Source organism: Streptomyces sp. NPDC002698, from assembly GCF_042888945.1.
Lineage (GTDB): Bacteria > Actinomycetota > Actinomycetes > Streptomycetales > Streptomycetaceae > Streptomyces.
On sequence record NZ_JBIAQM010000016.1, the window covers coordinates 32,435 to 58,230 of the forward strand.

Annotated in this window: 25 protein-coding genes and 1 pseudogene; 15 read left to right on the top strand and 11 right to left on the bottom strand. The window is 71.3% G+C overall.

Annotation, left to right across the window (positions count from 1 at the left end; all coding sequences use genetic code 11):
- Positions 1-32: 32 nt before the first annotated feature.
- From ACFYW9_RS22675 to ACFYW9_RS22685, 3 genes and pseudogenes are all read right to left on the bottom strand, one after another.
- Positions 33-690: pseudogene (locus tag ACFYW9_RS22675) on the bottom strand (transposase family protein); the annotation flags it as partial.
- A 213-nt stretch (positions 691-903) separates the two neighbouring features.
- Positions 904-1,812, bottom strand: a complete 909-nt coding sequence (locus tag ACFYW9_RS22680; RefSeq protein WP_389153195.1) for a hypothetical protein — start codon at positions 1,810-1,812, stop codon at positions 904-906.
- Positions 1,805-2,095 carry a hypothetical protein gene (locus ACFYW9_RS22685; protein WP_389153198.1) on the bottom strand — a complete coding sequence of 97 codons (291 nt, stop codon included), beginning with the start codon at positions 2,093-2,095 and terminating at the stop codon, positions 1,805-1,807. Before ACFYW9_RS22685 ends, ACFYW9_RS22680 begins: the two co-directional genes overlap by 8 nt.
- Before the next feature lie 576 nt (positions 2,096-2,671).
- On the opposite strand from ACFYW9_RS22685, the gene pnuC reads away from it, so the two are divergent.
- From pnuC to ACFYW9_RS22700, 3 genes are read left to right on the top strand one after another with little or no spacing between them, the layout of a single operon-like run.
- Positions 2,672-3,280: a nicotinamide riboside transporter PnuC gene (gene pnuC, locus ACFYW9_RS22690; protein ID WP_389153201.1), complete on the top strand. Its 609-nt coding sequence runs from the start codon at positions 2,672-2,674 to the stop codon at positions 3,278-3,280.
- The gene (locus tag ACFYW9_RS22695; RefSeq protein WP_389153204.1) at positions 3,277-4,368 is read left to right on the top strand and encodes an AAA family ATPase; all 1,092 of its coding nucleotides are present in this window, start codon (positions 3,277-3,279) and stop codon (positions 4,366-4,368) included. The genes pnuC and ACFYW9_RS22695 overlap by 4 nt, the downstream gene beginning before the upstream one ends.
- The gene (locus ACFYW9_RS22700) at positions 4,365-4,487 is read left to right on the top strand and encodes a hypothetical protein (RefSeq protein ID WP_389153207.1); all 123 of its coding nucleotides are present in this window, start codon (positions 4,365-4,367) and stop codon (positions 4,485-4,487) included. Before ACFYW9_RS22695 ends, ACFYW9_RS22700 begins: the two co-directional genes overlap by 4 nt.
- Before the next feature lie 24 nt (positions 4,488-4,511).
- Here ACFYW9_RS22700 and ACFYW9_RS22705 read toward each other — a convergent pair whose 3' ends face one another.
- Genes ACFYW9_RS22705 through ACFYW9_RS22725 form a run of 5 tightly spaced genes read right to left on the bottom strand, consistent with a single transcriptional unit; the run spans position 4,512 to position 8,858 of the window.
- Complete coding sequence (locus ACFYW9_RS22705) at positions 4,512-5,840, bottom strand: LLM class flavin-dependent oxidoreductase (protein ID WP_389153210.1); 1,329 nt, start codon at positions 5,838-5,840, stop codon at positions 4,512-4,514.
- 36 nt (positions 5,841-5,876) lie between these two features.
- A complete protein-coding gene (locus ACFYW9_RS22710) occupies positions 5,877-6,929 on the bottom strand; it encodes an ABC transporter substrate-binding protein (protein ID WP_389153214.1) in 1,053 nt (350 codons plus the stop codon).
- A gap of 53 nt (positions 6,930-6,982) precedes the next feature.
- Positions 6,983-7,714, bottom strand: coding sequence for an ABC transporter ATP-binding protein (locus tag ACFYW9_RS22715; RefSeq protein ID WP_389153217.1), 732 nt, complete (start codon positions 7,712-7,714; stop codon positions 6,983-6,985).
- Positions 7,711-8,604 carry an ABC transporter permease gene (locus ACFYW9_RS22720; RefSeq protein WP_389153220.1) on the bottom strand — a complete coding sequence of 298 codons (894 nt, stop codon included), beginning with the start codon at positions 8,602-8,604 and terminating at the stop codon, positions 7,711-7,713. Before ACFYW9_RS22720 ends, ACFYW9_RS22715 begins: the two co-directional genes overlap by 4 nt.
- On the bottom strand, positions 8,601-8,858 hold the full coding sequence (locus ACFYW9_RS22725) for a hypothetical protein (protein WP_389153223.1): 258 nt from the start codon (positions 8,856-8,858) through the stop codon (positions 8,601-8,603). The genes ACFYW9_RS22720 and ACFYW9_RS22725 overlap by 4 nt, the downstream gene beginning before the upstream one ends.
- Positions 8,859-10,042: 1,184 nt before the next feature.
- Between ACFYW9_RS22725 and ACFYW9_RS22730 the strand changes: the two genes are divergently transcribed.
- The 5 genes from ACFYW9_RS22730 to ACFYW9_RS22750 all read left to right on the top strand — a co-directional run bounded on the left by ACFYW9_RS22730 (position 10,043) and on the right by ACFYW9_RS22750 (position 15,240).
- Positions 10,043-11,404, top strand: a complete 1,362-nt coding sequence (locus tag ACFYW9_RS22730) for a bifunctional o-acetylhomoserine/o-acetylserine sulfhydrylase (RefSeq protein ID WP_389153226.1) — start codon at positions 10,043-10,045, stop codon at positions 11,402-11,404.
- On the top strand, positions 11,401-12,573 hold the full coding sequence (locus ACFYW9_RS22735) for a homoserine O-acetyltransferase (RefSeq protein ID WP_389153587.1): 1,173 nt from the start codon (positions 11,401-11,403) through the stop codon (positions 12,571-12,573). The genes ACFYW9_RS22730 and ACFYW9_RS22735 overlap by 4 nt, the downstream gene beginning before the upstream one ends.
- 158 nt (positions 12,574-12,731) lie before the next feature.
- Positions 12,732-13,574: an NAD-dependent epimerase/dehydratase family protein gene (locus ACFYW9_RS22740; protein ID WP_389153229.1), complete on the top strand. Its 843-nt coding sequence runs from the start codon at positions 12,732-12,734 to the stop codon at positions 13,572-13,574.
- 99 nt (positions 13,575-13,673) lie between these two features.
- Entirely contained in the window at positions 13,674-13,979 is a 306-nt protein-coding gene (locus ACFYW9_RS22745; protein ID WP_389153233.1) for a hypothetical protein, read from the top strand.
- Between the two features lie 145 nt (positions 13,980-14,124).
- Entirely contained in the window at positions 14,125-15,240 is a 1,116-nt protein-coding gene (locus tag ACFYW9_RS22750) for a S8 family peptidase (protein WP_389153236.1), read from the top strand.
- An 88-nt stretch (positions 15,241-15,328) separates the two neighbouring features.
- Here the strand turns inward: ACFYW9_RS22750 and ACFYW9_RS22755 are convergent, their stop codons facing one another.
- On the bottom strand, positions 15,329-16,231 hold the full coding sequence (locus tag ACFYW9_RS22755) for a helix-turn-helix transcriptional regulator (protein WP_389153239.1): 903 nt from the start codon (positions 16,229-16,231) through the stop codon (positions 15,329-15,331).
- 219 nt (positions 16,232-16,450) lie between these two features.
- Between ACFYW9_RS22755 and ACFYW9_RS22760 the strand changes: the two genes are divergently transcribed.
- The 3 genes from ACFYW9_RS22760 to ACFYW9_RS22770 are packed head-to-tail and all read left to right on the top strand — an operon-like array spanning position 16,451 to position 19,399.
- A complete protein-coding gene (locus ACFYW9_RS22760; RefSeq protein WP_389153242.1) occupies positions 16,451-17,428 on the top strand; it encodes an aldo/keto reductase in 978 nt (325 codons plus the stop codon).
- A gap of 51 nt (positions 17,429-17,479) precedes the next feature.
- Entirely contained in the window at positions 17,480-18,508 is a 1,029-nt protein-coding gene (locus tag ACFYW9_RS22765) for a zinc-binding dehydrogenase (protein ID WP_389153245.1), read from the top strand.
- Positions 18,509-18,547: 39 nt separating this feature from the next.
- Positions 18,548-19,399 carry an aldo/keto reductase gene (locus ACFYW9_RS22770; RefSeq protein WP_389153248.1) on the top strand — a complete coding sequence of 284 codons (852 nt, stop codon included), beginning with the start codon at positions 18,548-18,550 and terminating at the stop codon, positions 19,397-19,399.
- Positions 19,400-19,411: 12 nt separating this feature from the next.
- Here the strand turns inward: ACFYW9_RS22770 and ACFYW9_RS22775 are convergent, their stop codons facing one another.
- Positions 19,412-19,996, bottom strand: coding sequence for a helix-turn-helix domain-containing protein (locus ACFYW9_RS22775; RefSeq protein ID WP_389153251.1), 585 nt, complete (start codon positions 19,994-19,996; stop codon positions 19,412-19,414).
- Between the two features lie 115 nt (positions 19,997-20,111).
- Here ACFYW9_RS22775 and ACFYW9_RS22780 point away from each other — a divergent pair, with 115 nt between their 5' ends.
- Genes ACFYW9_RS22780 through ACFYW9_RS22790 form a run of 3 tightly spaced genes read left to right on the top strand, consistent with a single transcriptional unit; the run spans position 20,112 to position 22,330 of the window.
- Positions 20,112-20,915, top strand: a complete 804-nt coding sequence (locus ACFYW9_RS22780) for an EamA family transporter (protein ID WP_389153254.1) — start codon at positions 20,112-20,114, stop codon at positions 20,913-20,915.
- A gap of 28 nt (positions 20,916-20,943) precedes the next feature.
- The gene (locus ACFYW9_RS22785) at positions 20,944-21,591 is read left to right on the top strand and encodes an FMN-binding negative transcriptional regulator (RefSeq protein ID WP_389153257.1); all 648 of its coding nucleotides are present in this window, start codon (positions 20,944-20,946) and stop codon (positions 21,589-21,591) included.
- Positions 21,592-21,631: 40 nt separating this feature from the next.
- Positions 21,632-22,330 (top strand): B3/4 domain-containing protein, encoded by a 699-nt coding sequence (locus tag ACFYW9_RS22790; RefSeq protein ID WP_389153260.1) that lies wholly within the window; start codon positions 21,632-21,634, stop codon positions 22,328-22,330.
- Positions 22,331-22,400: 70 nt separating this feature from the next.
- Here the strand turns inward: ACFYW9_RS22790 and ACFYW9_RS22795 are convergent, their stop codons facing one another.
- On the bottom strand, positions 22,401-22,586 hold the full coding sequence (locus tag ACFYW9_RS22795; RefSeq protein WP_326783281.1) for a hypothetical protein: 186 nt from the start codon (positions 22,584-22,586) through the stop codon (positions 22,401-22,403).
- A gap of 478 nt (positions 22,587-23,064) precedes the next feature.
- Here ACFYW9_RS22795 and ACFYW9_RS22800 point away from each other — a divergent pair, with 478 nt between their 5' ends.
- Positions 23,065-25,638: an ABC transporter substrate-binding protein gene (locus ACFYW9_RS22800; protein ID WP_389153264.1), complete on the top strand. Its 2,574-nt coding sequence runs from the start codon at positions 23,065-23,067 to the stop codon at positions 25,636-25,638.
- Positions 25,639-25,796 lie beyond the last annotated feature (158 nt).

Sequence of the window (25,796 nt, forward strand, 5' to 3'; positions counted from 1 at the left end):
GGCAGGGTCAGCCGCCGCGCGGGGCCGCTCGCCTATCCGCCGAGGGCGAGGTCGTGCATCCGTGCGCTGCCCAGCATGGCGTGGTGGACGCCGTCGCCTTTGAGGCGGCAGTCGCGGAGGATCTTCCAGGTCTTCATGTGGGCGATGACGTGCTCGACGCGGGCGCGGACCTGCTTGTGGGACCGGTTGTGTGCTTCTTTCCAGTCCAGGGGGCCGGCCTGGCCGCGCTCGCGGCGGTGCGGGATCACCAGGCCGATGTCCTGATGTCCGCCGTCGGTGATCGTGGTGGTGTTTCCGACGGGGGCTTTGGCGCCGGTTTCCTCCCAGCCGCGGCCGGCCTCTGCCGGTTGCCCGGCAGAGGCCGGCCGATCACCACGACAAGTCACCATGACAAGGCGGGTGTCCGCATCGATGACGACTTGATGGGCTGTGGAGTAGCGGTGGTTCTTGGACTGCCCGGCCACGCTGTGGGCGCGGGTGGGCACGAGCGTGCCGTCCACGATGAGCACGCTGTCCTTGGCGAACCGCTTGCGCGGCTGAAGCGCGAGCATTGGCCCGAGGTGGTCGATGATGCGGTCCGCCGCCGACTTCGAGACCCCCGAATGGCAGCGCGAGCCGGCGCATCGTCAAGTTCGTTCGCCAGTAAGCCGCCACCAGCGGTGCCCGGTCCTCCAGCGGAAGGCACCACGGGTCACACTCCGTTCCTGGGCGTCCACCCAACTCGGAGATCGTCGCCAACGCAGATCGGAACTCATCTCACAGCATCGCCACCCGTGGCGCTGCTGTGTGGACCGCGGGGCGTGAGTCACGCGGCCCTGTCACCCCATAGGGGGTGTCTGGACGGAGGAGTCAGCCCAGCAACCGGTTGGGCACTGCGTCCAAGTCCGGTCCTTCAGGGCCGGGTCAAGTCGACCCGTGCCGTGGGCTCCTGCGACGCCCGGCCGGTGACGGAGGCCAGCTCAGGTGTGTGCCTGTCACCCGGGCGATGAACCGCAGGTGAGCGCCCGTGTTGCCGACGTACCAGAGCGGTCGCTCCGCCGCGGTCCAGACGTAGGCCGGCACACCCGCGTCCAGGAAGGCCATCAGCCGGGGTTCTTCGAGCGCGGCGGCCGAGAACGCGTACAGCGCCGGCAGCCGGGGGGCGATGACGCCGTAGTCGAGCATCCGGGCGACGGCGTGCTCGTCGAGGATCGTGTCCACGGTGGGCAGGGTGACGGGGTACACCGCCGGGAAGGACCGGCCGAGGTCGAGAAACCACTTCACGGTCCGGTAGCGAGGGTCCACCAGCAGTGGCCCGAGCGGCCCCAGCCACCCGAGCGCGAGGCGCGGCCGTACCAGCATCGCGTGGGTGAACAGCACCCGCAACAGGGCCACGTTCATCATGAACCGCTCCACCTGCGACTCCGGCACGGCCAGGTCCTCATGGCGCAGGTAACCGGCGACGATGCTGGCGTTGTGGGCGCGGTACCAGGCGGCGGGCGACGGGTCCCGCACGCAGTCCACCCAGTACTCGACGCTCTTGGCGCTCGCCTGCCCCGGGGCACCGGCACACAGGAGGCCCGCCTCCACCTTGTCCCTGAGGAGCCCCTCGTTCACGGAACGCCACCACGCGCTGCCCGGACGGTCACCGGATCGCGGCGCGAGCACCCCGCGCGCCGCGGACCAGCGCAGAAAGCTCAGCTCGGCGTGACCGTACCGGCGCAAGGGCTCGGAGGAGTGCGTGTAGAACTCCTGCGCCAGCGCCAGGCGTCCGGACACATCGTCCCGGACCAGCGCGACCCGCCGCTCCGCGCGCGAGGCTGCATCAGACATGACGATCCCATCGGGCCGGAGTCTCCCCCACAGGATCGGTGACAACGGCGGATCCCGCTCCCCGTACGACGACCGGGCCGTCCCGCTCACGCCCCGGACGGAGTCGGGCTTCACTCGGCCGGTGGCCCCACGGGCCGAGTTCGACGACGGCGGCGAACAGGTGCCCCCAGACGTCCTGGGCGGGCGCTTCCTCGTTCACCGAGAGCGGTTCGAGAGCGGCGGCCTCGTCCAGGAAGTCCCGCTCGCCGCACTCGCCCGGGTAGGGGTCCCAGCGGGCGCCCATGTAGCGGCACACCGCTTCCAGCAGTCGTACGAAGGTCTCGGTGTCCGGGCGAGGGGGAACGGGCCCTGGCCGTTGCGCACCATGGACACCACGCCCGTCCCGGGGTGGACGAGCACCCGGCCGGTGTCGGCGTACGCCGGCTCGAAGGTGCCCAGGTGCAGCAGGCCGCTCTCGTCGGGCTCCAGCCCGTAGGCCTTCCCAGGTCCCGAAGGGCCTCGGGGTCGGCGGCGGGCAGGGCCGCGGGGTCGGCGAACAGTGGGTCGAGATCCTCGCGAGTCATGGGGACATGCTGTCGGCCGCCACTGACGGCACCGCCCACAAGGACCGGGCGGGCCGGGCGCGGGCCCCGGCGCGGCGCGTTCGCGATCAGCGGTCCGAGCCGCCGGAGCGCCCCACGCAGGTCCGGCGGTTCCCGTCCCCTCGCCCGGTCAGGTCCCGGACCACGGCCGCGAGCGCGAGCGCGATCCGACCAATTCCCCCCGAGAGGCCCACGCCGCCTCAGGCGTCGCGGGTTAATCCCTTGCTCTCCACCCGTCCCGCTATTTATAGTCATGGCGACCATTAAGGAGTCGTCCCGTGAACTGGAACCTCAGCTGGACCGAAGCGCTCGGCTTCGCCACCGGCGCCGTCTGTGTCTGGCTGGTGGCCCGCCAGCACATCGCCAACTGGCCCGTGGGCATGGCCAACAACGTCTTCTTCATCGTGCTCTTCCTCCAGGCGGGCCTGTACGCCGACGCCGGTCTCCAGGTCGTCTTCATCGCGCTGGCCGCCTACGGCTGGTGGACCTGGGCCCGCGGCGGCGGACCGGCCACCGCCGACGCCCTGCCGGTGCGCCGTACGACGGGTGCCGAATGGACCTGGCTCGCGGCCGCCGGAGTGCTGGGCACCACCGTCCTCACGCTGCTTCTGGACCGCGCAACCGACTCCACCGTCCCCTTCTGGGACGCACTCACCACCGCCCTCTCCCTTGCGGCCACCTACGGCCAGTGCCGCAAGCTGCTGGAGTCCTGGTGGCTGTGGATCGCCGCCGACCTGGTCTACATCCCGCTGTACGCCTACAAGGGCCTCTACCTGACCTCCTTGCTGTACGTCGGCTTCCTCGCCCTGTGCGCGGCCGGCCTCCTCGGCTGGCGGCGCACCCTCGTGGCCGCGGCCCCCCGGCCCACGACGGCGGTGACCGCGTGAGCACCGCAGCCCGCCCGTACCGGCACGGCCTGGTGCTCGGCAAGTTCTACCCGCCGCACGCGGGCCACCACCATCTCGTCCGCACCGCCCAGGCGCAGTGCGACCGGCTGACCGTTCTGGTCTGCGCGGCCTCCGTGGAATCGGTGCCGCTCGCCGACCGGGTGGCGTGGATGCGCGAGGCCCACCCGGGGGCCGTGGTCGTCGGCGCCGTCGACGACCACGCGGTCGACCTGCACGACCCCGCTGTGTGGGACGCCCACATGGCGGTCTTCCGTGCGGCCGTCCCGGAGGCGGTGGACGCCGTGTTCACCTCCGAGTCCTACGGGACCGAGCTGGCCCGCCGGTTCGGTGCGGCCGAGGTCAGCGTGGACCTGGACCGCACCGCGTACCCCGTCTCCGGCACGGCCGTACGCAAGGATCCGGTGGGCAACTGGGCGTTCCTCGGCCCGGGCGTGCGCGCCGCCCTCGCCCGGCGCGTGGTCGTCCTCGGCGCCGAGTCCACCGGCACCACCACCCTCTCCCTGGCGCTGGCAGCCCACTACCGGGCGCGCGGCGGCGTCTGGACGGACACCGGCTGGGTGCCCGAGTACGGGCGCGCCTACAGCGAGGAGAGGCTCGCCGCCCTGCGGGCCACCGACCCCGGAGCCGACTGGGCCCAAGTGGAGTTCACCTCCGAGGAGTTCCCCGTCATCGCCCGCCGCCAGGACGACGACGAACAGCGGGCGGCCCGCCGCGGCTCCCCCGTGCTCCTCTGTGACACCGACTCCTTCGCCACCACGATCTGGCACGAGCGCTACCTCGGCTCGCCCAGCCCCGAGGTGGCGGCGGTCGCCGCCCGCACCCGGCGCCATCTGTACCTGCTCACCGACCACGAGGGTGTGCCCTTCGAGGACGACGGCCTGCGCGACGAGCCCCGCCTGCGCCCGTGGATGACCGGCCGGTTCCGGGAGGAACTGGAGCGCACCGGCCGCCGGTTCCTGCTGGTCACCGGTAGCCCCGAGGAGCGGTTGCGCACCGCCGTGGCGGCGGTGGACGGCCTGCTCGCCGAGGGCTGGCACTTCGCCGACCCGCTCCCGGAGAACCGGTGACGGCCGCCGCTCCGTACGATCCGTCGGCGTACGAACCGTCCGCGGTGGCCGTCGACCTCGCCGACGCCCGTGCCACCGGCACCTGTTCGGCATCTCCCGTCGGCCACGTGCCGGGCTGACCCACCGGGCAGCCCGGCCGTCGGTCAGGCCCGGAACTGGTTCGCCGGGACCGGGAGGCCGTAGTGCTCGCGCAGGGTCGTGCCCTCGTACTCCTCGCGGAACAGGCCCTTGCCGCGCAGAATCGGCAGGACGTGCTCGGTGAAGGCCGCGAGGCCCGATGGCAGGGCGGGCGCCATGATGTTGAACCCGTCCGCGGCCCCACCCTCGAACCAGGCGATGATCGTGTCCGCGACCTGCTCGGGCGTGCCGATGAACTCGAAGTGGCCGCGCCCACCGCCGAGCCGGGAGATGACCTGACGGACCGTGAGCTTTTCACGGACCGCGAGGTCGATGATCAGGTCGGCACGGCTCTGCGCGCCCTCCAGCTTCGGCCTGGCGAGGATGAAGTCCGGCAGGGGCGCGTCGAGTTCGAAGGCCGAGGGCTCGGTCTCGAACACGGCCGCGAGCTGGCGCAGCCCGTACTCCGGAACGCGCAGCTCGTCGAACTGCCGGGCGAGCGCCCGGGCTTCTGCCTCGGTCGACCCGATGTACGGGACGATACCGGGCAGGACGATCACGCCGTCCGGGTCGCGCCCCGCGGCCCCGGTCCGTGCCTTGATGTCGGCGTAGAAGGCGGCCGCGCGCTCATAGGTCGTGTGAGCGGTGAAGATGGCCTCGGCGTGGCGGGCCGCGAAGTCCTTTCCGTCCTCGGAGGAGCCGGCCTGGACGAGCAGTGGGTAACCCTGGGGAGGGCGCTCGACGTTGAGCGGTCCGGCCACATTGAAGTACGTGCCCCGGTGGCCGAGCCGGTGCAGCCGGTCGGGGTCGGCGTAGCGTCCGCCGGCCTTGTCCGCGACGACGGCGTCGGACTCCCAGCTGTCCCACAGGGCTTTGGCCACCTTCAGGAACTCGTCGGCGCGGGCGTAGCGCTCGGCGTGGCCGGGACGGTTGTCGAGGCCGAAGTTGGCGGCCTCGTCCGCCCCTGCCGAGGTGACGATGTTCCATCCGGCGCGGCCACCGCTGACGTGGTCGACGGAGGCGAGCCGGCGGGCGAGGTTGTAGGGCTCGTTGTACGTCGAGGAGACGGTCGCGATGAGGCCGATGCGGCTGGTCGCCTGGGACAGGGCGGTCAGCAGTGTGAGCGGCTCGAGCTGGCCCGGCGGCCGGAATTCGCCGGTTCCGACGATGGCCGGGCCGTCCGCGAGGAACAGCGAGTCGAACTTGGCGCTCTCGGCGAGCTGCGCCAGCTCGATCCAGTGCCGCAGGTCGAAGTCCGCCCGGGGGTTGCTGTGCGGGAGCCGCCAGGCCGCCTCGTGGTGGCCCGCTTCCATGAGGAAGGCGTTGAGGTGGAGCCGGCGCTGTGTCTGGGTCACGGGTTGTCTCCTTCGCTTGTCGAGGTGGACGGCGGGTCAGTTGAAGGTCGACTTGGAGCTGTCGTAGCCGGCGGGAAGGAGGTTGTCGGTGATGGACTCGAGGTCGACCTTCTTGCTGATCTGGCCCGCTTCCAGGAAGGCGTCCGCGAGCTTCTGCTCCAGCTCGATGTCCGACTTCTCGACCGGGGTCACGCGGTTCGAGTAGGCGGCCAGGGACGCCTTGGCGTCGGCCAGGGGGATGCCCTGTTCCTGCGAGAGTGCCCGCGCGTACTGATCGGGGTGTTTGACGGCCCAGGCATACTCCCGGGAAAGCCGCTTCAGGACATCCGTGAGGGCCGCACGCCTGGTCCTGTCCTTCAGCGACGTGTCGCTCGCGACGTAGTAGCTGCTCGTCTGGTCGATCGGCGGGAGGCCCTTGACCAGGATCCGCGCGCCGTTCTTGACCGCGATCGCCGACTGCGGGTTCCAGATCGACCAGGCGTCGACCTTGCCGGTGTTGAACGCCGTCGCGGCGGCGGCCGGGTCGAGGAACACCAGTTTCGCGTCCTTGGGGCCGAGGCCGACGCTCTTCAGCGCGTTCAGGGCCAGTCCGTGGGCGGAACTGCCCTGCGGGACGGCGATCCGCTTGCCCTTGAGGTCGGCGGCCGTCCGCAGCTTCGAGCCCTTCGGCACGATGATGTTCTCCAGCGCCTGGTCGGGCGTGAGCGAGCGGTTCACGGCGACGATCTTGAAGCCGTACTCCTTCGCGGCACCGGTGATCGGCGGCACGTCACCGACGCTGCCCAGGTCTATGTCTCCCGACGCGGCGGCTTGCACGAGTGGTGGGCCGTAGGTGAAGCGGGCGAACTTCACCTTGTAGGGCGCGTTGTCGAAGACGCCGGTCAGTTTCGCCAGGGCCTGGCTGCCGTCACCGCCGTTGTCCCCGATGGTGAAGGTGTACTTGCTCCACTCGGGGTGCTTCTCGCTGCTCGCGTTGCCGGCGTTGCTCAGCGGCGCGGTGGTGTCGGAGGACGATCCGCAGGCGACGAGGGTGCTTGTGAGGGCGAGGGGAGCGGCCGCGGCGATGAGTCGGGAGGTTGTCCTGCGCATGGGATGTCCTGTGCTTTCTGTGCTGGGTACGGGTGTTGGGGGATCTGGGAGGGTCAGTGCTGCCCGGCGAGGCCGAGGTCTTCCAGGAGCCGGGCGCGGAGTTCCTCTCGCGCCACACTCGCTTCGCGGTCCGCGGCGGAGAGGTGAACGGTGTGTGCGGCGCCGATGCCGCCGTTGCTCATGACGAGGATGCGGTCCGCGAGGGCGATCGCCTCGTCGATGTCGTGGGTGACGAGCAGCATGGCGGCATGGTGTTTGGTGCGTAGTGCGCGCACGAGGTCGTGCATGCGCAGCCGCGTGATGGCGTCGAGGGCGGCGAACGGCTCGTCGAGCAGGACGAGTTCGGGCTCCGAGACCAGCGCCCTTGCCAGCGAGACCCGTTGGGCCTCGCCGCCGGAGAGCTCCTTGGGCCATGCCTTCTCGCGGCCCGAGAGTCCGACCTCGGCGAGCACGTCGCGGGCCCGCTGGTCCGCGTCGGGTCCGTGCAGGCCGAGTGTGATGTTCCGCAGGACGCGCTGCCACGGCAGCAGCCGGTCGGCCTGGAAGACGATCGCTCGCTTCGCCGGGACCTCCACGCGTCCTCCGTCGGGCCGGTCCAGTCCGGCGAGCAGCCGCAGGAGCGTGCTCTTGCCGCAGCCCGAGGGACCGAGCAGGACCACCAACTCCTCGTCGGCGATGGTGAGATCGAGACCGTCGAGCACCACCCGGTCACCGAACCGCCGGACGACCCGCTCTACGACGGCCCCGGTCCGACGCCGGGAACCGGTCTCGGCCGTGCTGCTCATGACGCCTCATAACTGGGGCGCCACCGCAGCAGCACCCGCTCGAGAGCCCGGACGAACTGGTCGGCGATCAGACCGAGGAGCGAGTAGATCACCAGCCCCACGAAGACCTGGTTGGTCTGGAGATAGGTCTGTCCCTGGGTGATGAGGAAGCCGAGTCCCTTGTCGGCGTTGACCGTTTCCGCGGCCACGAGGCCCAGCACGCTGTACGCGAGGGAGAAGCGGAGGCCGACCAGGAAGCCCGGCAGGGATCCGGGCACGAGCACACGCGTCACCAGGCGCCACGTGCCCGCTCCGGTCGTGCGTGTCATCTCGATCAGCCGCTGGTCGACACCGCGGATCGCGGCGAACAGGTTGAGGTACATCGGCACGCCGGCGCCGAAGGAGATCAGCAGCACCTTGGTGAGCTCGTCGATGCCGAACCACACGATCATCAGGGGCAGTACCGCGAGCAGAGGGATCGTGTTGAGGACCTGTACGACGCCGTTGAACAGATACTCGCCGCTGCGCAGCAGTCCGCCGAGGACTCCGGTGACGATGCCGACCGACAGGCCGATCGCGAGGCCGATACCGGCCCGCTGCAGCGAGATGGCGAGGTCCGGCCCGAGCACTCCCTGCTGCCACAGGTCGGCGGCGGACTTCACGATCGAGGTCGGGGCCGGAGCGTAGGTCTTCGTCACCACGCCGGCCCGGGCGAGAACCTCCCAGACCACGAGGATCACGACCGGGGTCGTGTAGATGCCCAGCGGCCAGCGCAGCCGGTCGCGGAGTGTCGCGAGCGATGTCCGGCGGCGCGCGCCGCGCGGAAGGAACACCTCGCGTTCCCGCGCGGTCTTCGTCGCGGCGTCCGGGCCCTTGAGGACGCCCGGCGCCGGAATGTGGATCTCGGTCATGCCGCCACCGCCAGGAACCCGGTGTAATACGAGGCGTCGCCGGCGAGTTGCCCGCTGCGGCGTCCGGAGTGGCCGAGGCGGGCGTTGTCGGAAACGGCGGTGTCGGAAACGGCGTTGTCGAGGGCGAGGGCCTTGTGCTCGCCGAGGGCGTCGCGAGGTGCCGTGAGCGTGCGGTCGTCCGGTGGCGCCGTGAGGTCGACGCCCTCGGCCACCGCGCCGATGCGGCCGGTGGGCTTACGGAGGGACACGGGCATGAGGGGGTCCTTGTCGGAGGAGGTGGGCGAACCACCGTGTGCCGGCGGATGGGTGGCGGCGACGGCGGACCGGCCCGCGGGCCGTCCGACCGGAGCCGGGGCGGGCATCGGCGGTCAGGACGCGGGGACAGGCAGCCGACGGCCACGATGGAAGCGCGGTCGGGCAGGTCGGACCATCGGCACGCTGACGCCGGATCGCCGAACCCGACGGCGGACCGCCTTGTCGCCCGGAGACCTGCTGACGGCTCGCCCGTACTTCAGCGACCGCGTCCGCCCGCTCGTACGGCCTTCGCGCTCTCTGTCCGCCCAGCGCCGCGAACGCTTCCGCCCGCGGCCGGGAAAGAGAGGTGTGAGGTCAGGCGGTGCGAGCGGTCGCTCAGAAGCCGGATGCGGCGATCCCGCGGAACAGCCGTGCGGCACGGGCGGTTCGACACCGCGTCCGGCCGACGTGCGCAGTCGGTGCGCACCGATCGCTGCCGGGGACGACCTGCCGGGTCAGCGACAACAAAACGTGCTGGCGACGAGCGCCAGGTCGATGTGGCGCCGCCGGGTCAGGTCCACGTGCGGGTTCATGGGACGGGAGTTCAGCAGACGTCCACAGCGGTGGTCAAGGAATTCCGGGCAGGTCTTGCATGGCGGACACGGAGGGTTTCTCCGTTTGTTCGGGACGTCTTGGACCGGCGGATCGATTCCGCGTCGGCCGATGGCGCGCCCCCGGCCCGTACATCCGTCCTCGGGGCGGGCGGACCGAGACGCGCGCCGTTCGTTCCCGCCGAGCCCTGTACCCGCGGACGGCGGTCCCGTCGCCGGACCGGCACTCGCCCGGAACAGCGCGTCAACCGTGTCCTTTGACGGAGGCGACACCCCCGAGACACTCCGTACGGCTGGTTCGTGACGCCGCCATGTGGTTACCTGGGCTCATGACCGTGCTCGTGACCCGCCGCCACGTCGATTACGCGCGTGTCACCACCACCGGTTGTCGCGCCGCGAGCTGACATCGCGCTCCGGCTTCTGACCAGCATCTTCTTCACCACCCAGCGCTGACCGCTGCCGCCGTACCGGCAGTGGTCCGAAGCGCAGCGGGTCCTCCACACGTCCACGGCACCGTGGGTCCCTCGCGCGTCCACGGCGCCGTGGTTCCCCCACGCCTTCCCGTTCCCACCCTCCGTACAGGGAGCAGCACCATGAGCCAGCCCATCGACTCCGTCACCGCCGGCCACACCCCCGAGGACGCGCCCGCCGGACCTGACACCTCGGCATGGTCCTTCGAGACCAAGCAGATCCACGCCGGAGCCACGCCCGACCCGACGACCGGCGCCCGGGCGACGCCGATCTACCAGACGACGTCGTTCGTGTTCCGGGACACCCGGCACGCGGCCGACCTGTTCTCGCTGGCCGAACCGGGCAACATCTACACCCGCATCCACAACCCCACCCAGGATGTCTTCGAGCAGCGGATCGCCGCGCTGGAGGGCGGCGTGGCGGCCGTCGCGCTCTCCTCCGGGCAGGCGGCGGAGACGCTGGCCGTCCTGACGCTCGCGAGCGCGGGCGACCACATCGTCTCCAGTACGTCGCTGTACGGCGGTACGTACAACCTCTTCCGGCACACGCTCCCCAAGTTCGGTATCGACGTGTCGTTCGTCGACGACCCCGACGACATCGAGGCATGGCGGGCGGCGATCCGGCCGAACACCAAGGCGCTGTTCGCGGAGACACTGGGCAACCCGCGCGGCAACGTGCTGGACGTGCGGGCGGTCGCGGACGTCGCACACGCCGAGGGCGTGCCGCTGATCGTGGACAACACCGTCCCGACTCCGTATCTGCTGCGGCCCCTTGAGCACGGTGCGGACATCGTCGTCCACTCGGCCACCAAGTTCCTGGGCGGGCACGGCACGACCATCGCGGGTGTGGTCGTCGACGGCGGCACCTTCGACTTCGGCGCGCACGCCGAGCGGTTCCCGGACTTCACCGAGCCGGACCCGAGTTATCACGGACTGCGGTACTGGCCGGCCCTCGGCCCGGGTGCCTTCGCGGTCAAGCTTCGGGTGCAACTGTTGCGCGACCTCGGCCCCGCGCTCTCCCCGCACTCCTCGTTCCTGCTGCTGCAGGGCGTGGAGACACTGAGCCTGCGCATCGAGCGGCACTCGGCGAACGCCCAGGCACTCGCCGAATGGCTGGAGCAGCGCGACGAGGTGGCCGCGGTCCACTACCCGGGGCTCGAGTCCAGCACGTGGTACGAGGCGGGCCGGAGGTATCTGCCGCGCGGCGCCGGTGCCGTGGTCTCCTTCGAACTGCGGGACGGGGTGGAGGCGGGCAAGCGGTTCGTGGACGCTGTCGAACTGTTCAGCCATCTCGCCAACATCGGCGACGTACGCAGCCTGATCATCCACCCGGCGTCCACCACCCACAGTCAGCTGAACGACGAGCAGCTCGTCGCGACGGGCACCTCACCGGGTCTGGTGCGTCTGTCGGTCGGCATCGAGAACCTCGCCGACCTCAAGGCGGACCTGGAGGCAGGCTTCCGCGCGGCCAAGGGCGCGTCCTGAACTCCGTACTGACACCGCATCAGGAACCTCTCCCGCCGGCCACCGGTGCCTGGCGGGAGGGGGACCCGCCGGGGCGTCGCCGGTGGTACAGGCGGGAGAAGCCCCTTCCGCTGGAGGCGGGCGGTGAACTGCCGGGTGTGCGGCTGGCGTTCGAGACGTGGGGACGACTCGCGCCGGACGCCTCCAATGCCGTCCTTGTCCTGCACGCTCTCACCGGGGACAGTCATGTCGCCGGACCGGCCGGACCCGGGCACCCCACCCCCGGCTGGTGGGACGGGCTCGTCGGACCGGGACGGGCCCTGGACCCGGACCGCTGGTTCGTCGTGGCCCCGAACGTCCTCGGAGGCTGCCAAGGCAGTACCGGGCCCTCGTCGCTCACACCGGGGGGACACCGCTGGGGCGGTGGCTTTCCCTTCCTGACGCAGCGTGACCAGGTGGCGGCCGAGGCCGGCCTGGCCGACATGCTCGGCATCGACCGCTGGGCGCTGGTGGTCGGCGGTTCGATGGGCGGGATGCGCGCTCTGGAATGGGCCGTGTCGTATCCCGAACGAACCGGTGCCCTCCTGCTGCTCGCCACGAGCGCCTCGGCGAGCGCCGAGCAGATCGCCTGGGCCGACATCCAGCTGCGCGCCATCCGCTCCGACCGGAACTGGCTCGGAGGCAACTACCACGACACCGGCCGTGGCCCCCACACAGGTCTTGGCCTGGCCCGACGCATCGCCCATGTCACCTACCGCAGCGAGCCGGAACTCCATGTCCGCTTCGGACGTTCGCCCCAGGACACGGAGGACCCCTGGAACGGCGGCCGGTACCAGGTCGAGTCCTACCTCGGCCATCACGCGGCCAAGCTGGTGAGACGCTTCGACGCGGGCAGCTACGTCGTGCTGTCCGAGGCCATGAACAGCCACGACATCGGCCGGGGCCGTGGTGGCGTGCGCGCCGCGCTGCGGCGGGTGACCGCCCGCACCCTCGTGGCCGGAGTCGGTTCCGACCGCCTCTACCCACCGGCCCAGCAGGCGGAACTGGCGGAAGGCATCTCCACGGCCGACGGTCTCCGGCTGATCGAATCCCCCTACGGCCACGACGGCTTCCTCATCGAGGTGGAACAGGTGGCGGCACTCGTGGGTGAACTCCTTCCCTCGAAACACGCCGATCGGAAACGGACCTGACGGTTCGTCGACCGACTCGGCGAGGGTGAGCGAGGTGTGCGAGAAGCGGCCCGGTCCGCGGAGAACGGCCCGCTCCGATCACGTCCGCGCGCGAGTGAGTGAGCGAGTGGCAGAATCAGCGGGTGCGCTCGGAGCGGAGCGAAAGAGACCCTGCCGGGGTGGTCGCGGTCACCGGGAGTTCGGGCCGGGTCGGATCGGCTCTGGCAGCGGCGTTCGACGCGGCCGGCTGGGTGGTCCGTGGCCTGGACCGGGTGCCCGGACCTTGGACAAGTGCCGTCGCGGACCTACGGGATCGCCGCGTGCGGCGGGCCGCGTTACGGCCGGCTGACGTCCTGGTCCATGCCGCCGCGCTCCACGCCCCGCACGTCGGGCGCGTGGCCGATGAAGAGTTCCGCGCCGTGAATGTGGACGTGACCGCGGAACTGCTCGAAGACGCCGCCCGGTTCGACGTGCGGCGTGTCCTCTATGTCAGCAGCACGAGCGTCTACGGACACGCCCTGGTACCCACCGAGCGCGCGGTCTGGGTGGACGAGCGGCTCATGCCGCTTCCCCGGGACATCTACGACGAGACCAAACTGGCCGCCGAGGACCTGGTCGCCGCCTGCGGCGTTTCCTCGATCACGCTGCGCATAGCGCGATGCTTTCCGGAGCCGCTGCCTGTACGGGCCCGCCACCTGCTGCACCGGGCGGTCGACGTGGCCGACGTCGCGGCGGCGGGGGTGCTGGCCGTGACGCACTCCTCGGTGACCGGCAGGTTCAACATCTCCGGGCCGCACCCGTTTCGTCGAGAGGACTGCCTTGCCCCCCACCATCACGCGGGCGTGGTCCTCGCCGGCCGGGCTCCGGACGTCTTCGGGGCATTCCGTGACCGGGGATGGCTCGTGCCGGATCGTCTGGACCGGGTCTACGACTCGACCGCCGCGGTGAACGCCTTCGGATACCGCCCTGTTCGCGGAGTACGGCAACTGCTGCGCGATGCCGCCGGCGGGCAGAGCCCATGAGCGGTCCGCGGCTGCCGCGCGGCAAGACGGCTCCCGCGGCGGACGGCATAGGATTCGGGTGGTCAAGTCCCTGGCACGAGCGAACTGGTGGACATTGCCGTGACAGCGTCGGTGACGTGCAGGAAGATCCTTTCTTTCGAAGCGGGATCCGTCTACGCGTGGGAAACCATCGAGGGCGCCACCGGGAACGTCCTGATCGATCCGGAGGCGTCGGTCGCCCGCGCCTGCACACCGGAGGGAATGTCCCTCGGCGGGATGGTCCTCGACAAGAACGTCGGGAACGTGGAGAACCCCGACCCGGACCCGGCACTCCGCCGGGCGTTCCTGACCGTCGCATCGGCGATCCTCCGGGAGGCGGAGCGGCAGGGGCGACTGCCCGACAAGGTCACGCGTACCTACTGGTAGGCGTCACGTCACCATCCGGGAGGCCACGCGCTCCAGGATCGGCCGCGGGCACGGGACGGACCCGTCCACGCCCCGCCGGAACCGCCCGCCCGCTGTGGTCGTCTTGTGCGCTGACTGTGTACGTGGCGGGGACATGGGGGAAGCTGTGACGCGGAACGTGACGAAGGCCGGTCTCCTGGTGGTGGCCATGGCAACGGTGTTCGGGGCCTCCGCCTGCGGCGGGGACGCCGGCGCGGCGGCAGGCGGGACGCCCTCCTCGCACAAGGAGGGGGCGGCCGTGACGCCCTTCGGGGACAAGCCGTCCTCCGGCTGGGCGCCGACGTCGCAGGGCGCCGTGGGGACGTCGTCCGGGACCGGGTCGGCCGTGGCGAGGGCCACGACTCGGCGTGTGCCGTGGAATCTCGACATTCTCGACCAGCGGTCGCGGCCGCTCAACGGGAAGTTCACCACCACGGCCACCGGCAAGGGCGTTCACGTCTATGTGATCGACACCGGAATGGACATCGCCCACAAGGAGTTCGGCGGACGTGCCCGCCTCGGCGCCGACTTCGTGGGCCCGAAGGACTCCGGTGACTGCTTCAGCGAGGCCGGCACCGGCCACGGCACGTTCGTCGCGGGCGTCATCGGCGGGGCGAAGTACGGGGTGGCCCCGAAGGCGGAGCTGGTACGGGTCCAGGGCATCGTGTGCGAGAGCGAGGGCGGCGGCTCCCCCGCGGCGGCGGAGGCGGCCCTGGTGAAGTCGGTCAAGTGGGTCACCGCGCACGCGCAGAAGCCCGCGGTGGTGAACATGTCGCTCAACCTCGACCACCGGTCGGCGGCTCTGGAGTCCGCCGTGAAGAAGATGGTCGACGCGGGGATCCCGACGGTGGTGTCGGCCGGCAACTTCCATGACGACGCCTGCAAGCACTCCCCGGCCGGTGTCCCCGGCACGATCGTCGTGGCGGCCTCCACCTCGAACGACCGCGCGTGGACCGACAGCGGTTCCTACGGATCGGGTTACGGACGGTGCGTGGACCTTTACGCCCCCGGCCAGAAGGTGACCGCCGCCCTCGCCGGCGGCGGTACGACCACGGAGAACGACGGCGCGACGTCCTGGGCCGCACCGCATGCGACCGGCGTGATCGCGCTGTACCTGTCGGCACACCCCCACGCCACGGCTCGCGAGGCTCACGTCTGGCTCGACCGCACGGCCACCCGCGGTGTCGTACGTGGCGTGCGCTCCGACACTCCCAACAGGCTGCTCAACACCGGCGGCCTCTGACCAGCATTTCCTTCGCCCGTCTCACGCTGCGGCCCGGCAGCGCTGTCCCGGGAGCGTGGCATTTCCCTCAGGAGTACGAGGACCGCGGCTACGTTCCGGTGGTTCTCGGAGCGGGAGCAGGTCGTTCCGCAGGCCGGGGTGCGGTCATGTCGAGGAGGAGCACGGCGTCGTGGTCGGGGCTGCCGGGTTCGGCGGTGTAGACGCCGATGCGCTGGCCGGGGGTCCCTTCCACGTGCAAGGACTGCGACGTGAGGGTGAGCGTGCCGACCTGGGGGTGCTGGAACGTCTTGTGGGCGGGTTTGCGTCCGGTGACCTCGTAGCGTTCCCACAGGCCGGCGAAGTCGGGGCTCTTGAGGAGGAGTTCGCCGACGAGGTTGGTGAGGTCGGGGGCGTCGGGCGCGGTGCCGGCGACGGCGCGCAGGCGGGCGACGCATGCGGTGATCTGCCGGTCCCAGTCGGGGAACAGGTCGCGGGCCACGGGGTGCAGGAACAGGTAGCGGGCGAGGTTGCGGTGCTTGACGGGCCAGTCGTCCAGGCCCGCGTACAGGGCGAGGCCGCCGGGGTTCCAGGCGAGCAGTTCCATGCTGCGGCTGATGACGTACGCCGGGTTCGGGCGCAGTGACTCGAGCAGCAGTTTCAGATGCGGGCGCACGGTGCGGCTGGGTGCGGGCGGTGGTTCGGCGACGTAGCGGGCCGCCCGGGCGGCGAGCTCGCGCAGGTGCTGGTGCTCCTGGTCGTCCATGCGCAACGCGCGGGCGAGGGAGTCGAGGACGGCGGGGCTGGGGCGGGTCTCCCTGCCACGTTCCAGGCGTACGTAGTAGTCGATGCTGATGCCGGCGAGGGTGGCCAGTTCCTCGCGGCGCAGGCCGGGAGTGCGGCGGATGCCGGCGCCGACGGTCAGGCCGACGTGCTCGGGGCTGGTCTGGGTCCGGCGGGCACGCAGGTAGCGGCCCAGCTCGGCGCCTTCGCTGTGCGCGCTCCGGGGTTCCATGACTCCAGTCTCACGCGCCGCGCATCCGCCGCGCAGCCGGGAGGGGGGCCCTGTCGTTACCCCCGAAGAGCTCGCCCTGCCACACCGGCGCGATCCGGGCCAAGGTGAAGGGGCAAGACGCCGACACCCCCAGTGACACGAGTGGTCAGCGCGGGCACGATCCGCCGGCCTGGACGACGATGAGGGTGCCGTGCGACGCCACGACGCGAAGAGGGCGAGATGCGGTACATCAAGCTGCGTGACCTGGAGGTTTCCCGGATCGGTCTGGGCGCCATGGGCATGTCCCACGGCTACACCGGCTCCGGCACCGACGACGCGGAGTCGATCCGGACCGTGCACCGGGCGCTGGAGCTGGGCGTCACGCTCATCGACACCGCCGAGATCTACGGCCCCTACACGAACGAGGAACTGCTCGGACGGGCGCTGAAGGGCCGACGGAACCAGGCGGTGCTGGCCACGAAGTTCGGACTGGTCTCGCACCGCGGAGAGGGCGCCTGGAATCTGGACTCCGGCCCGGCCAACATCCGCACCGCGGTCGAGGGCTCCCTGAAGCGGCTCGGCACCGACCACATCGACCTGTACTACCAGCACCGGGTCGACCCGAACACGCCGATCGAGGAGACCGCCGGCGCTGTCGGAGAGCTGATCGCCGAGGGCAAGGTGCGCGCCTTCGGGCTCTCGGAGGCCGGTCCGGACACGATCCGCCGCGCCCACGCGGTCCAGCCGGTGACCGCGGTCCAGTCCGAATACTCCCTGTTCACCCGCGGTATCGAGGAGCGCGTCCTGCCCGTGCTGCGGGAGCTGAACATCGGCCTGGTGCCGTTCTCCCCGCTCGGCCGCGGTTTCCTGACCGGCACCGTCCGCTCCACCGACCAGTTCGACGAGAACGATTTCCGCCGCGACAACCCCCGCTTCACCGGAGAGAACTTCCAGCGCAACCTCGTACTCGCCGACCAGGTCAAGGCCCTGGCCGATGAGGCCGGTGCCACGCCCGGGCAGGTGGCGCTGTCCTGGCTGCTCGCCCAGGGCGACGACATCGCCCCGATCCCCGGTACCAAGCGTGTCAGCCGGGTCGAGGAGAACACCGCCGCCGACGCCGTCGTCCTGACCGCGGAGCAGCTCGACAGGCTCTCCGGCCTGCCGCCCGCCGCCGGCGACACCCACACCGAGGCCCAGGCCCGGATGCTCGAACGCTGACGCCGCCTCGACGCGACCACAGTCCACCCCCTGTCTGGAGCAACACCCCTCATGCGTGCAGCAGTGATGTACGGAGCCGGCGACGTCCGCGTCGAGCACCGGCCCGATCCGAAGATCGTCCAGCCGGCCGACGCGGTGGTCCGTGTGGTCGCCTCATGTGTGTGCGGCAGCGACCTGTGGCCCTACGCGTCCATGCCCGCCACCGGCACCGGCCGCCCCATGGGCCATGAGTTCCTCGGCGTCGTCGAGGAGACCGGCACGGACGTGACCCGCCTCAAGACGGGTGACCTGGTCGTCGCTCCGTTCACGTACAGCGACGGCACCTGCGACTACTGCGCCAAGGGCCTGCACATCTCGTGCCGCAACGGCGGCCGGTACGGATTCGACGGTGTCGACGGCGGGCAGGGCGAAGCCGTCCGCGTCCCCTGCGCCGAGGGCACCGTGGTCCAGCTGCCGGTGGCCGCCGACTCCGCGCTGCTGCCCTCCTTGCTGGCGCTGTCCGATGTGATGACCACCGGCCACCACGGCGCGGTCACCGCCGGTGTCGGCCGCGGCGATGTGGTGCTGGTCGTCGGCGACGGCGCGGTCGGCCTGTGCGCCGTCATCGCCGCCAGGCGGCTCGGCGCCGAGCGGATCGTGCTCGCCGGCCGCCACGAGGCGCGTACCGGCCTGGGCCGCGAGTTCGGCGCCACCGATGTGGTCGCCGAGCGCGGCCAGGAGGGCGTCGCACGTATCCGCGAGCTGACCGGCGGCGTGGACAAGGTCATCGAGGCCGTCGGCACCCGCCCGGCCCTCGACACCGCGCTCGGTGCGGTCCTGGACGGCGGCACCATCAGCCGCCTGGGAGTCCCCCAGTACGAGCAGGGTCCGGTCGGCCCGGCCGAGTTCATGCGCAACATCACCCTGACCGGAGGCGCCAGCCCCTCCCGCGCCTACATCCCGGACCTGCTGCCCGACGTCCTGGACGGCACCATCGCCCCCGGCCGCGTCTTCGACGAGACCTTCCCCCTCGACCGGACTCCGGATGCCTACCGGGCCATGGCCGACCGCCGGGTCCTCAAGGCCCTCATACGCCCCTGACCACCCGCCCTCACCCGCACAGCGAAGGACATTCCGCTCATGCAGACCGTCACCCTCGACAACGGCGTCGAGATGCCGCTCCTCGGTTTCGGCGTCTACCAGATCCCCGCCGAGGACACCGAGCGCGCCGTCTCCGAAGCGCTCGCCGCCGGCTACCGGCTGCTGGACACCGCCGCGGCCTACGGCAACGAGGAAGCCGTCGGCCGTGCCGTCAAGTCCAGCGGCATTCCGCGCGAGGACCTCTTCGTCACCACCAAGCTGTGGGTCCAGGACGCCCCCGCCCAGGACAACACCAAGCGCGCCTTCGAGATCTCGCTGACCAAGTTGGGCCTCAACTACCTCGACCTGTATCTGATGCACCAGCCCTTCGGCGACGTCTACGGCCAGTGGCGCGCCATGGAGGCCCTCAACCGCGAGGGGTCGGCCAAGGCGATCGGCGTCGCCAACTTCTACCCCGACCGGCTGATCGACCTGATCGTCAACCACGAGATCGCCCCGGCCGTCAACCAGATCGAGACCCACCCCTTCTTCCAGCGCGCCGGCTACCAGGACCTCATGCGCGGGCACGGGGTGCAGATCCAGTCCTGGGGCGGCTTCGCCGAGGGCAGGAACGACCTGTTCACCAACCCCCTGCTCGCCGAGATCGGCGAGGAGTACGGCAAGTCGGTCGCCCAGGTGGTGCTGCGGTGGCTGACCCAGCGCGGCGTCGTCGCCATTCCGAAGTCCGTGCGCGCCGAGCGGATGGCCGAGAACATCGACGTCTTCGACTTCCGGCTCACCGGTCGGCAGATGGCCCGGATCGCCACGCTCGACACCGGCAGCTCGCTGTTCTTCGACCACCACGACCCCGAGATCGTCACCTGGCTCGCCGAGCGCCGCCTGGACGTCTGACCGCGCGTCCGTTCAAGGGGCGGGCGACGGACCGGGCGGGATGTGAACGGTCATGATCAGGTGGCAGGTCCGATCTCCTGAGCCGCGGTAGGTATGGGGGGTGTCGCCCTCGAAGGTGGCGGTCTGCCCGGTCTCCAGGGCGTACTCGGTGCCGTCGACGACGAGCACCATCTGTCCGGCGGTGACGCTGACCGTCTCCACGACGCCGGCTTGATGCGGATGGCTGGGGTATTCCTCGCCCGGTTCCAGTTTCCAGCGCCAGACCTCGACCGGGGCCGGTCCCGAGGTGGTCAGCATCAGCCGCGCCTCGCTTCCCTTCTCCCCGGCCCACAGGGGCATGACCGTATCGGCGGCCACCACCCGGACGCGGCCTTCGGCAGGTCCCTCCATCAGTGCGGACACCGAGAGGCCCAGGGTGTCGGCGAGGCGGACCAGGGTGGCGAAGTTCGGGTTGCCCTGGGCCTTCTCCAGCCCGACCAGGGCGCCCTTGCTGACCTTGGCGCGGCGGCCGAGTTCGTCCAGGGACAGTCCGGCGCGGGTGCGGGCGGCTCTGACGTTGTGCGCGAGCGTCCGCAGTGCCGCTTCGGTCTCGGCCATCGGTCTCCCCTCCTGTCAGCGTTCACCGCACTGCACCACACAGTCGTTCGGTTGACCAGCTCCGGTCGGTGCGTTGTACGGTGCAGTCGTTCTATTGACAGTAAGGGACGTACCCGTGATCGCTCTGCTGCTGGCCCTGGGCAGCTCCCTGGCCTACGGATGCGCCGACTTCCTCGGCGGCCTCGGCACCCGCAAGGCCCATGTCCTGCGCACGGTGATGATCGCCGCGCCGGCCTCGCTCACCGTCGGGCTGCTGCTGTGGCCCTTCCTCGGCGCCTCCTTCTCGCCGGCGACCCTCGCCTGGGGCGCGGCGTCCGGTGTCGCCTCGGCCGCCGCGTTCGCCCTGCTCTACCGCACGCTCGCGATCGGTCCGATGAACGTCCTCTCGCCCCTCACCGCTCTGGTCTCGGCCATGCTGCCGGTGGGTGTCGGTCTGGCGCAGGGTGAGCGGCTGGGCCCGGCCGGGCTGATCGGCCTGCCGCTGGCACTGGCGGCCGTGGTACTGGTCAGTGCCGGAGGCGGAGCCGGGACCGCGCGCCCGTCGCGTACCGTGCTGCTGCTCGCCTTCGGCGCCGGGGCCGCCATCGCGCTGCAGCTGGTCTTCCTGCACCAGGCGCCCGCGGACAGCGGCGTCGGACCCCTGATCGTCGGCCGTGCGGTCTCCTCCGCCGTCACCCTCGCCGCGGCAGGGCTGATGTACCGCCGCCTCGGCCCGGAGAAGCCCGCGTACGGGATGTCGGCGGCGGCCGGCGCGCTGGACTCGGTGGCCAATCTGCTGTTCCTGCTCGCCGCCCGCGGCGGCGACCTGGCCGTCGTCGCCGTGATCACCGCCCTGTACCCGGCCGGGACCGTCCTGCGCGGGCAGCTGATCGGCCTGGGCACCGCCGCCGTCGCCGTCAGCCTCCTCGCCCTCACCTGACCCGCACACGCCCCGGAAGGGACCCCGCATGTTCATCCAGCCCTGGGACGCCGCCCTCGACGACGCCGAATGGCGGACCTGGATCGCCGACGGCCACGACTTCGGCATCCTCAGCGTCAACGGCCTGCCCGGACACGCACCCGTCGTCGTACCCACCCATTTCATCGTCGATGACGGTGACCTGCTCATCCACCTGGCCCGCCCCAACCCCGTGTGGAAGACGATCGAGGCCGACCCCGACGTCACGTTCACCGTCACCGGCGACTACGCCTTCGTCCCCGGGCCCTGGCGCACCGGGCCCGACGTCCCGCCCACCGACGGCGTCCCCACCAGCTACTACGCGGCCGTCCAGTTCACCTGCCGGGCCTCGGTCGTCGACGAACCCGAGGCCAAGGCCGATCTGCTGCGCCGTCAGATGGCCCACTTCCAGCCCGAGGGCGACCACGCCGCCATCGAGCCCGGCCTGCCCCCGTACGGACGGATGCTGACCGGCATCCGCGGCCTGCGCCTGGACGTCACCGCGGTGCGCGCGAAGTTCAAGTACGACGACCACAAGCCCGTCGAGCAGCGCACCGACACCGCCCGTCGGCTCACCGAACGCGACACCGGCCTGGACACACCCACCGCGGCCCAGCAGCTGCGCCGTCTGGACCGCACAGGCCCCTGGAAACCCTGACCGCGCTCCTCGTCCACCCCCACCCGGAACGGACCCCCGGATGACCACCTTCCGTATCAACGCCTCCGTCGCCGACGCCTTCCCCGGCACTCTCATCGCCGTCGTCACCGCCACCGGCCTGCGCGGCGACGAACCCTGGCCCGCCACCGCCATCGCCCTTCAGGACCTGGAGCGGCGGCTCGCCGACGCCACCTGGCAGCCCGCCGACGAGAACGATCCGCGTATCGAGGCATGGCACACCGCCTACCGGTCCTTCGGCACCAACCCCCGCCGCACCCGGCCCAGTGTCGACGCCCTCGGCCGTCGTCTCGCCAAGAAGGGCGCCCTCCCGCGCATCAACGCGGCCGTCGACTCCTACAACGCCGTCTCCGTGCGCCACGGCCTGCCCGCCGGCGCCTTCGACCTCGACCACGTCACCGGGGACGTCGAGATCCGCTACGCCGACGGCAGCGAGACCTTCACCCCGCTCGGCGAACCCGACACCGTCGAGAACCCCCGCCCCGGCGAAGTCGTCTACGCCGACAGCACCGACGTGCTCACCCGGCACTGGAACCACCGCGACGCCCACCGCACCCGCGTCACCCCCGGCTCCACCCACGTGGCCTTCATCCTCGAAACCGTCCACGCCACCCGCGACGGACACCTTCTCGAGACGGCGGCCGAGGAGCTCCAGGATCTGCTCGCCCCGCACGCCGCGCGGACGACGGTGCACTACCTCAGCCCCGGCACCGCCGCCTGAACGGGCGGGAGACGTGCCCGGTCCCGCGGTGCCCGCGCCTCTCGCGGTCAGGGCGGCGGAGTCCGGGGGCTCAGAGCGCCGGTTCGGGAAGCTCTCCGGGCTCGACCACGACGACCTCGACACGGGTGCAGCCGACCGCCTCCAGCGCACGCCGACGCCGCGTGGCGGAACGCTTGTCGTAACGGCCCGCGGACGCCTGCGACGCACCGTCCGGGTCGGTCCACGTCAGGCTGTACCGGCGCTTCGCAGTCGACATGCAGCCATTCCTCTCTGGCATCACCGGCTCGTACGGGCGCACCCGGACCGGTTCACAGTTCATACGATCAAGCAGCTTCACATGCCGGGGACCGCACCGGAAGAACCATCGGGTGTGGCGGAAGTCATCGCTCGGCGGGAGAGCCCACCCCACCGGCGCGTCCCGGGCCGACCGGTCCCGCTCCGGTGGCAGGGGCAGGGATCGGGGTGCCTCGCCGTGGACCCGGGGGCACCGTCGCGGTCCACCGACGGGCGATCGGCTCCCCGGTTCGCCCGGCCGGCGTGTCGAGCAGCCGGCCCGGCCTCCCGCGAGGCGCTGACGGGTCACCACATTCCGGGATCCTGAACCTGGATGCCCGCGCCGCGCCGCCGCCCGCGGGCCCGCTCCGACCTCGCCCTCCCCCGACCCTCACCTCCAGGAACACGATCAAGCCATTTTTCCTTCACACGAACGGCACAACAGGACCTAGAGTGTGCGCGTGACCGAGCAGAACCCCGAACTCATCGCAGGCCGCTACCAGCTGGTCGAACGCATCGGCCAAGGCGGTATGGGCCGGGTCTGGCGTGGCGTGGACCAGCAACTCTTCGGGCGGGAGGTCGCCGTCAAGGAGATCCTCTTCCCGCCGGGGATGGAGGACGCCGACCGCTCGACGCTGCTCGGGCGTTTCGCCGCCGAGGCTCGTGCGGCAGTCACTCTCAGCCACCCGGGAATCATCACGATCCATGACGTCGTGGAGCACCAAGGCGCCCCGGTGATCGTCATGGAGTTCATCCGCGGGCAGTCCCTGGCGGCCGCCATCCGCGGGCAGGGCCGGCTGCCCGTGCGGCGGGTGGCCGAGATCGGCGCCGCCATGCTCGACGCGCTCGCCGAGGCGCACGAGGGACGGATCGTCCACCGCGACATCAAGCCGGACAACGTGCTCCTGACCAAGGACCGGGTGGTCCTCACCGACTTCGGCATCGCGCACCTCGCTGACGCCACGACCAAGCTGAGCCACAGCGGGATAGTCATCGGTACGCCGCAGTACATGTCCCCGGAGCAGTTGGAGGGCAAGCGCCCGACCCCCGCCAACGACCTGTGGGCACTCGGCGCCACCCTGTACCACGCCGTCGAGGGACAGCCGCCGTTCGAGGCGGAAGGTCTCCACGCCCTGGCCGTGGCCGTCTTCACCCGCCCGCACCGCCCGCCGGTCCACGCCGGGCCGCTCGCGCCCGTGCTGGAGGCGCTGCTCACGAAGGATCCGGAGCAGCGGGTGGGCGCCACCGAGGCCGCCGGGATGCTGGCGTCGGTGCTGCGCTCCTTCCCGGCCCGGGACGACGCGGCCGCCGAACCGGGGCCGGATCACGAGCACAAGCCCGGGCGCGGTCCCGCCCCGGACGCCGCGACGGAGCACGCACCGCCTTCCGTGCCCCCCAAGCCCCGCAAGCCTCCCAAGGCCTCGACGCCGGGTGCGCCGCACGAGCCCACGGTCCTGGACTCCGGGGCGACCCCGGCCGGCCCCCGGCCCCGTGTTCCGGACCAGGACCCCGTTCGCGACCATCACCCGGTCCCGGACCCGGATCACGTTCCGGACGAGCCCTCCGTCCCTGACGAGCGCTCTGTCCCGGACCGGCACTCTGTCCCGGACCGGCCACCCGTTCCGGATCGGGACCCCGTTCGGGACCAGACTCCCGTCCCGGACCGGCCGACCGGCCCGCCGCCGGTCCCCGCACCCACGCCCCCGACCGAGGACCTGGTCTGGCCGGGGACGACGGCCGAGATGGAGGCGGGCGAGCCGAAGCCGGTACGGTCCCGCGCCCTCACCCGGCGTTCCGTGGTCCTGGGCGCGGCACTGGCCACGCTCGCGGCCGGTTCCGCCCTGACCTGGACCCTCTCGGGTGATGACAAGACACCCGGCGGTGGCAAAGCGGCCGGCGGCGCCGCCGCGGGTTCCGCGGTGACGGTGGTGATCGGGGTGGACGCACCGCTCACCGGCGGTATGTCCTCGATGGGCCTCGGCATCCGGAACTCCGCCGACCTCGCGGTCAAGACCGCCAACAAGAAGAGGCTCGTTCCCGGCGTCAAGTTCGAGATCAAGTCCCTGGACGACGCGTCCGATCCCGCCAAGGGCCAGGAGAACGCCGTCGGTCTCGTCTCCGACGCGAAGGTGCTGGGGGTCGTCGGGCCGTTGAACTCCAAAGTGGCCCGGACCCTGGTGCCACCCCTGGCACAGGCGGACCTGGTCAACATCTCACCGGGCAACACCGCTCCCGAGACGACGCTGGGCCCCGACTGGGCGACGGGCACCAAGTCCCGTCCGTACGACACGTACTTCCGCACGGTGGCCACGGACGTGGACCAGGGTCCGTTCGCCGCCCGCTACCTCCATGCCGAGGGCGGGAAGAGCAAGCTGTACGTCATCGACGACAAGAGCCTCTACGGCACCGGCCTCACCGCCGGTTTCATGGCGGAGTTCAAGAAGCTCGGCGGAACCGTGGTCGGCGCGGAGCAGGTCGATGACGGCCAGGCCGATTTCTCCGATCTCGCCTCGAGCGTCCGGGCCTCGGGCGCCGACGCCGTCTACTTCGGCGGCTACTACGACACCGCGGGGCCGCTCTCCAAGCAGCTCAAGGAGGCTGGGGCCGACATCCCCCTCATGGGCGGCGACGGCTTGTTCACCGACGCGTTCCTCACGTCCGGTCCGAAGGCCGACGGCGACCTCGCCGTCAACATCGGCGTGCCCGCCGAGGAGCTGGCGGGCGGGGCGGACTTCCTCGCCCGGTACCGCGAGGCCGGGTACAGGGACGGCGCCGACTGGTACGGGCCGTACGCCTACGACGCGACCTGGAGCATCATCGAGGCCGTGAAGTCGCTCGTGGCGGCCAACGGCGGCACGCTCCCCCGGGACGCCCGCGCGAAGATGCGGCAGGCCGTGTCCCGGCTCGCCTTCGACGGGGTCACCGGCCGCGTCGCCTTCGACGAGTACGGCGACACCCGCAACCGGGGTCTGACGGTGTGCTCGGTGACCGGCGGCCGCTGGACCACCGTCACCAGCGGAGCCGCGCCCTCCTGAGTCCGACGGGCCCAAGGACCGGTACGAGCACCGATACCAGGCGCTCCCGCCGACACCGCAGGCCAGGAACGGCCGGCCAAGAACACAGAACGCGTTACCGAAGCCGAAAGCCGGTCCGAACGCCAGGGCAACCGCAACCGGCCGCCGGGTGTCTAGGC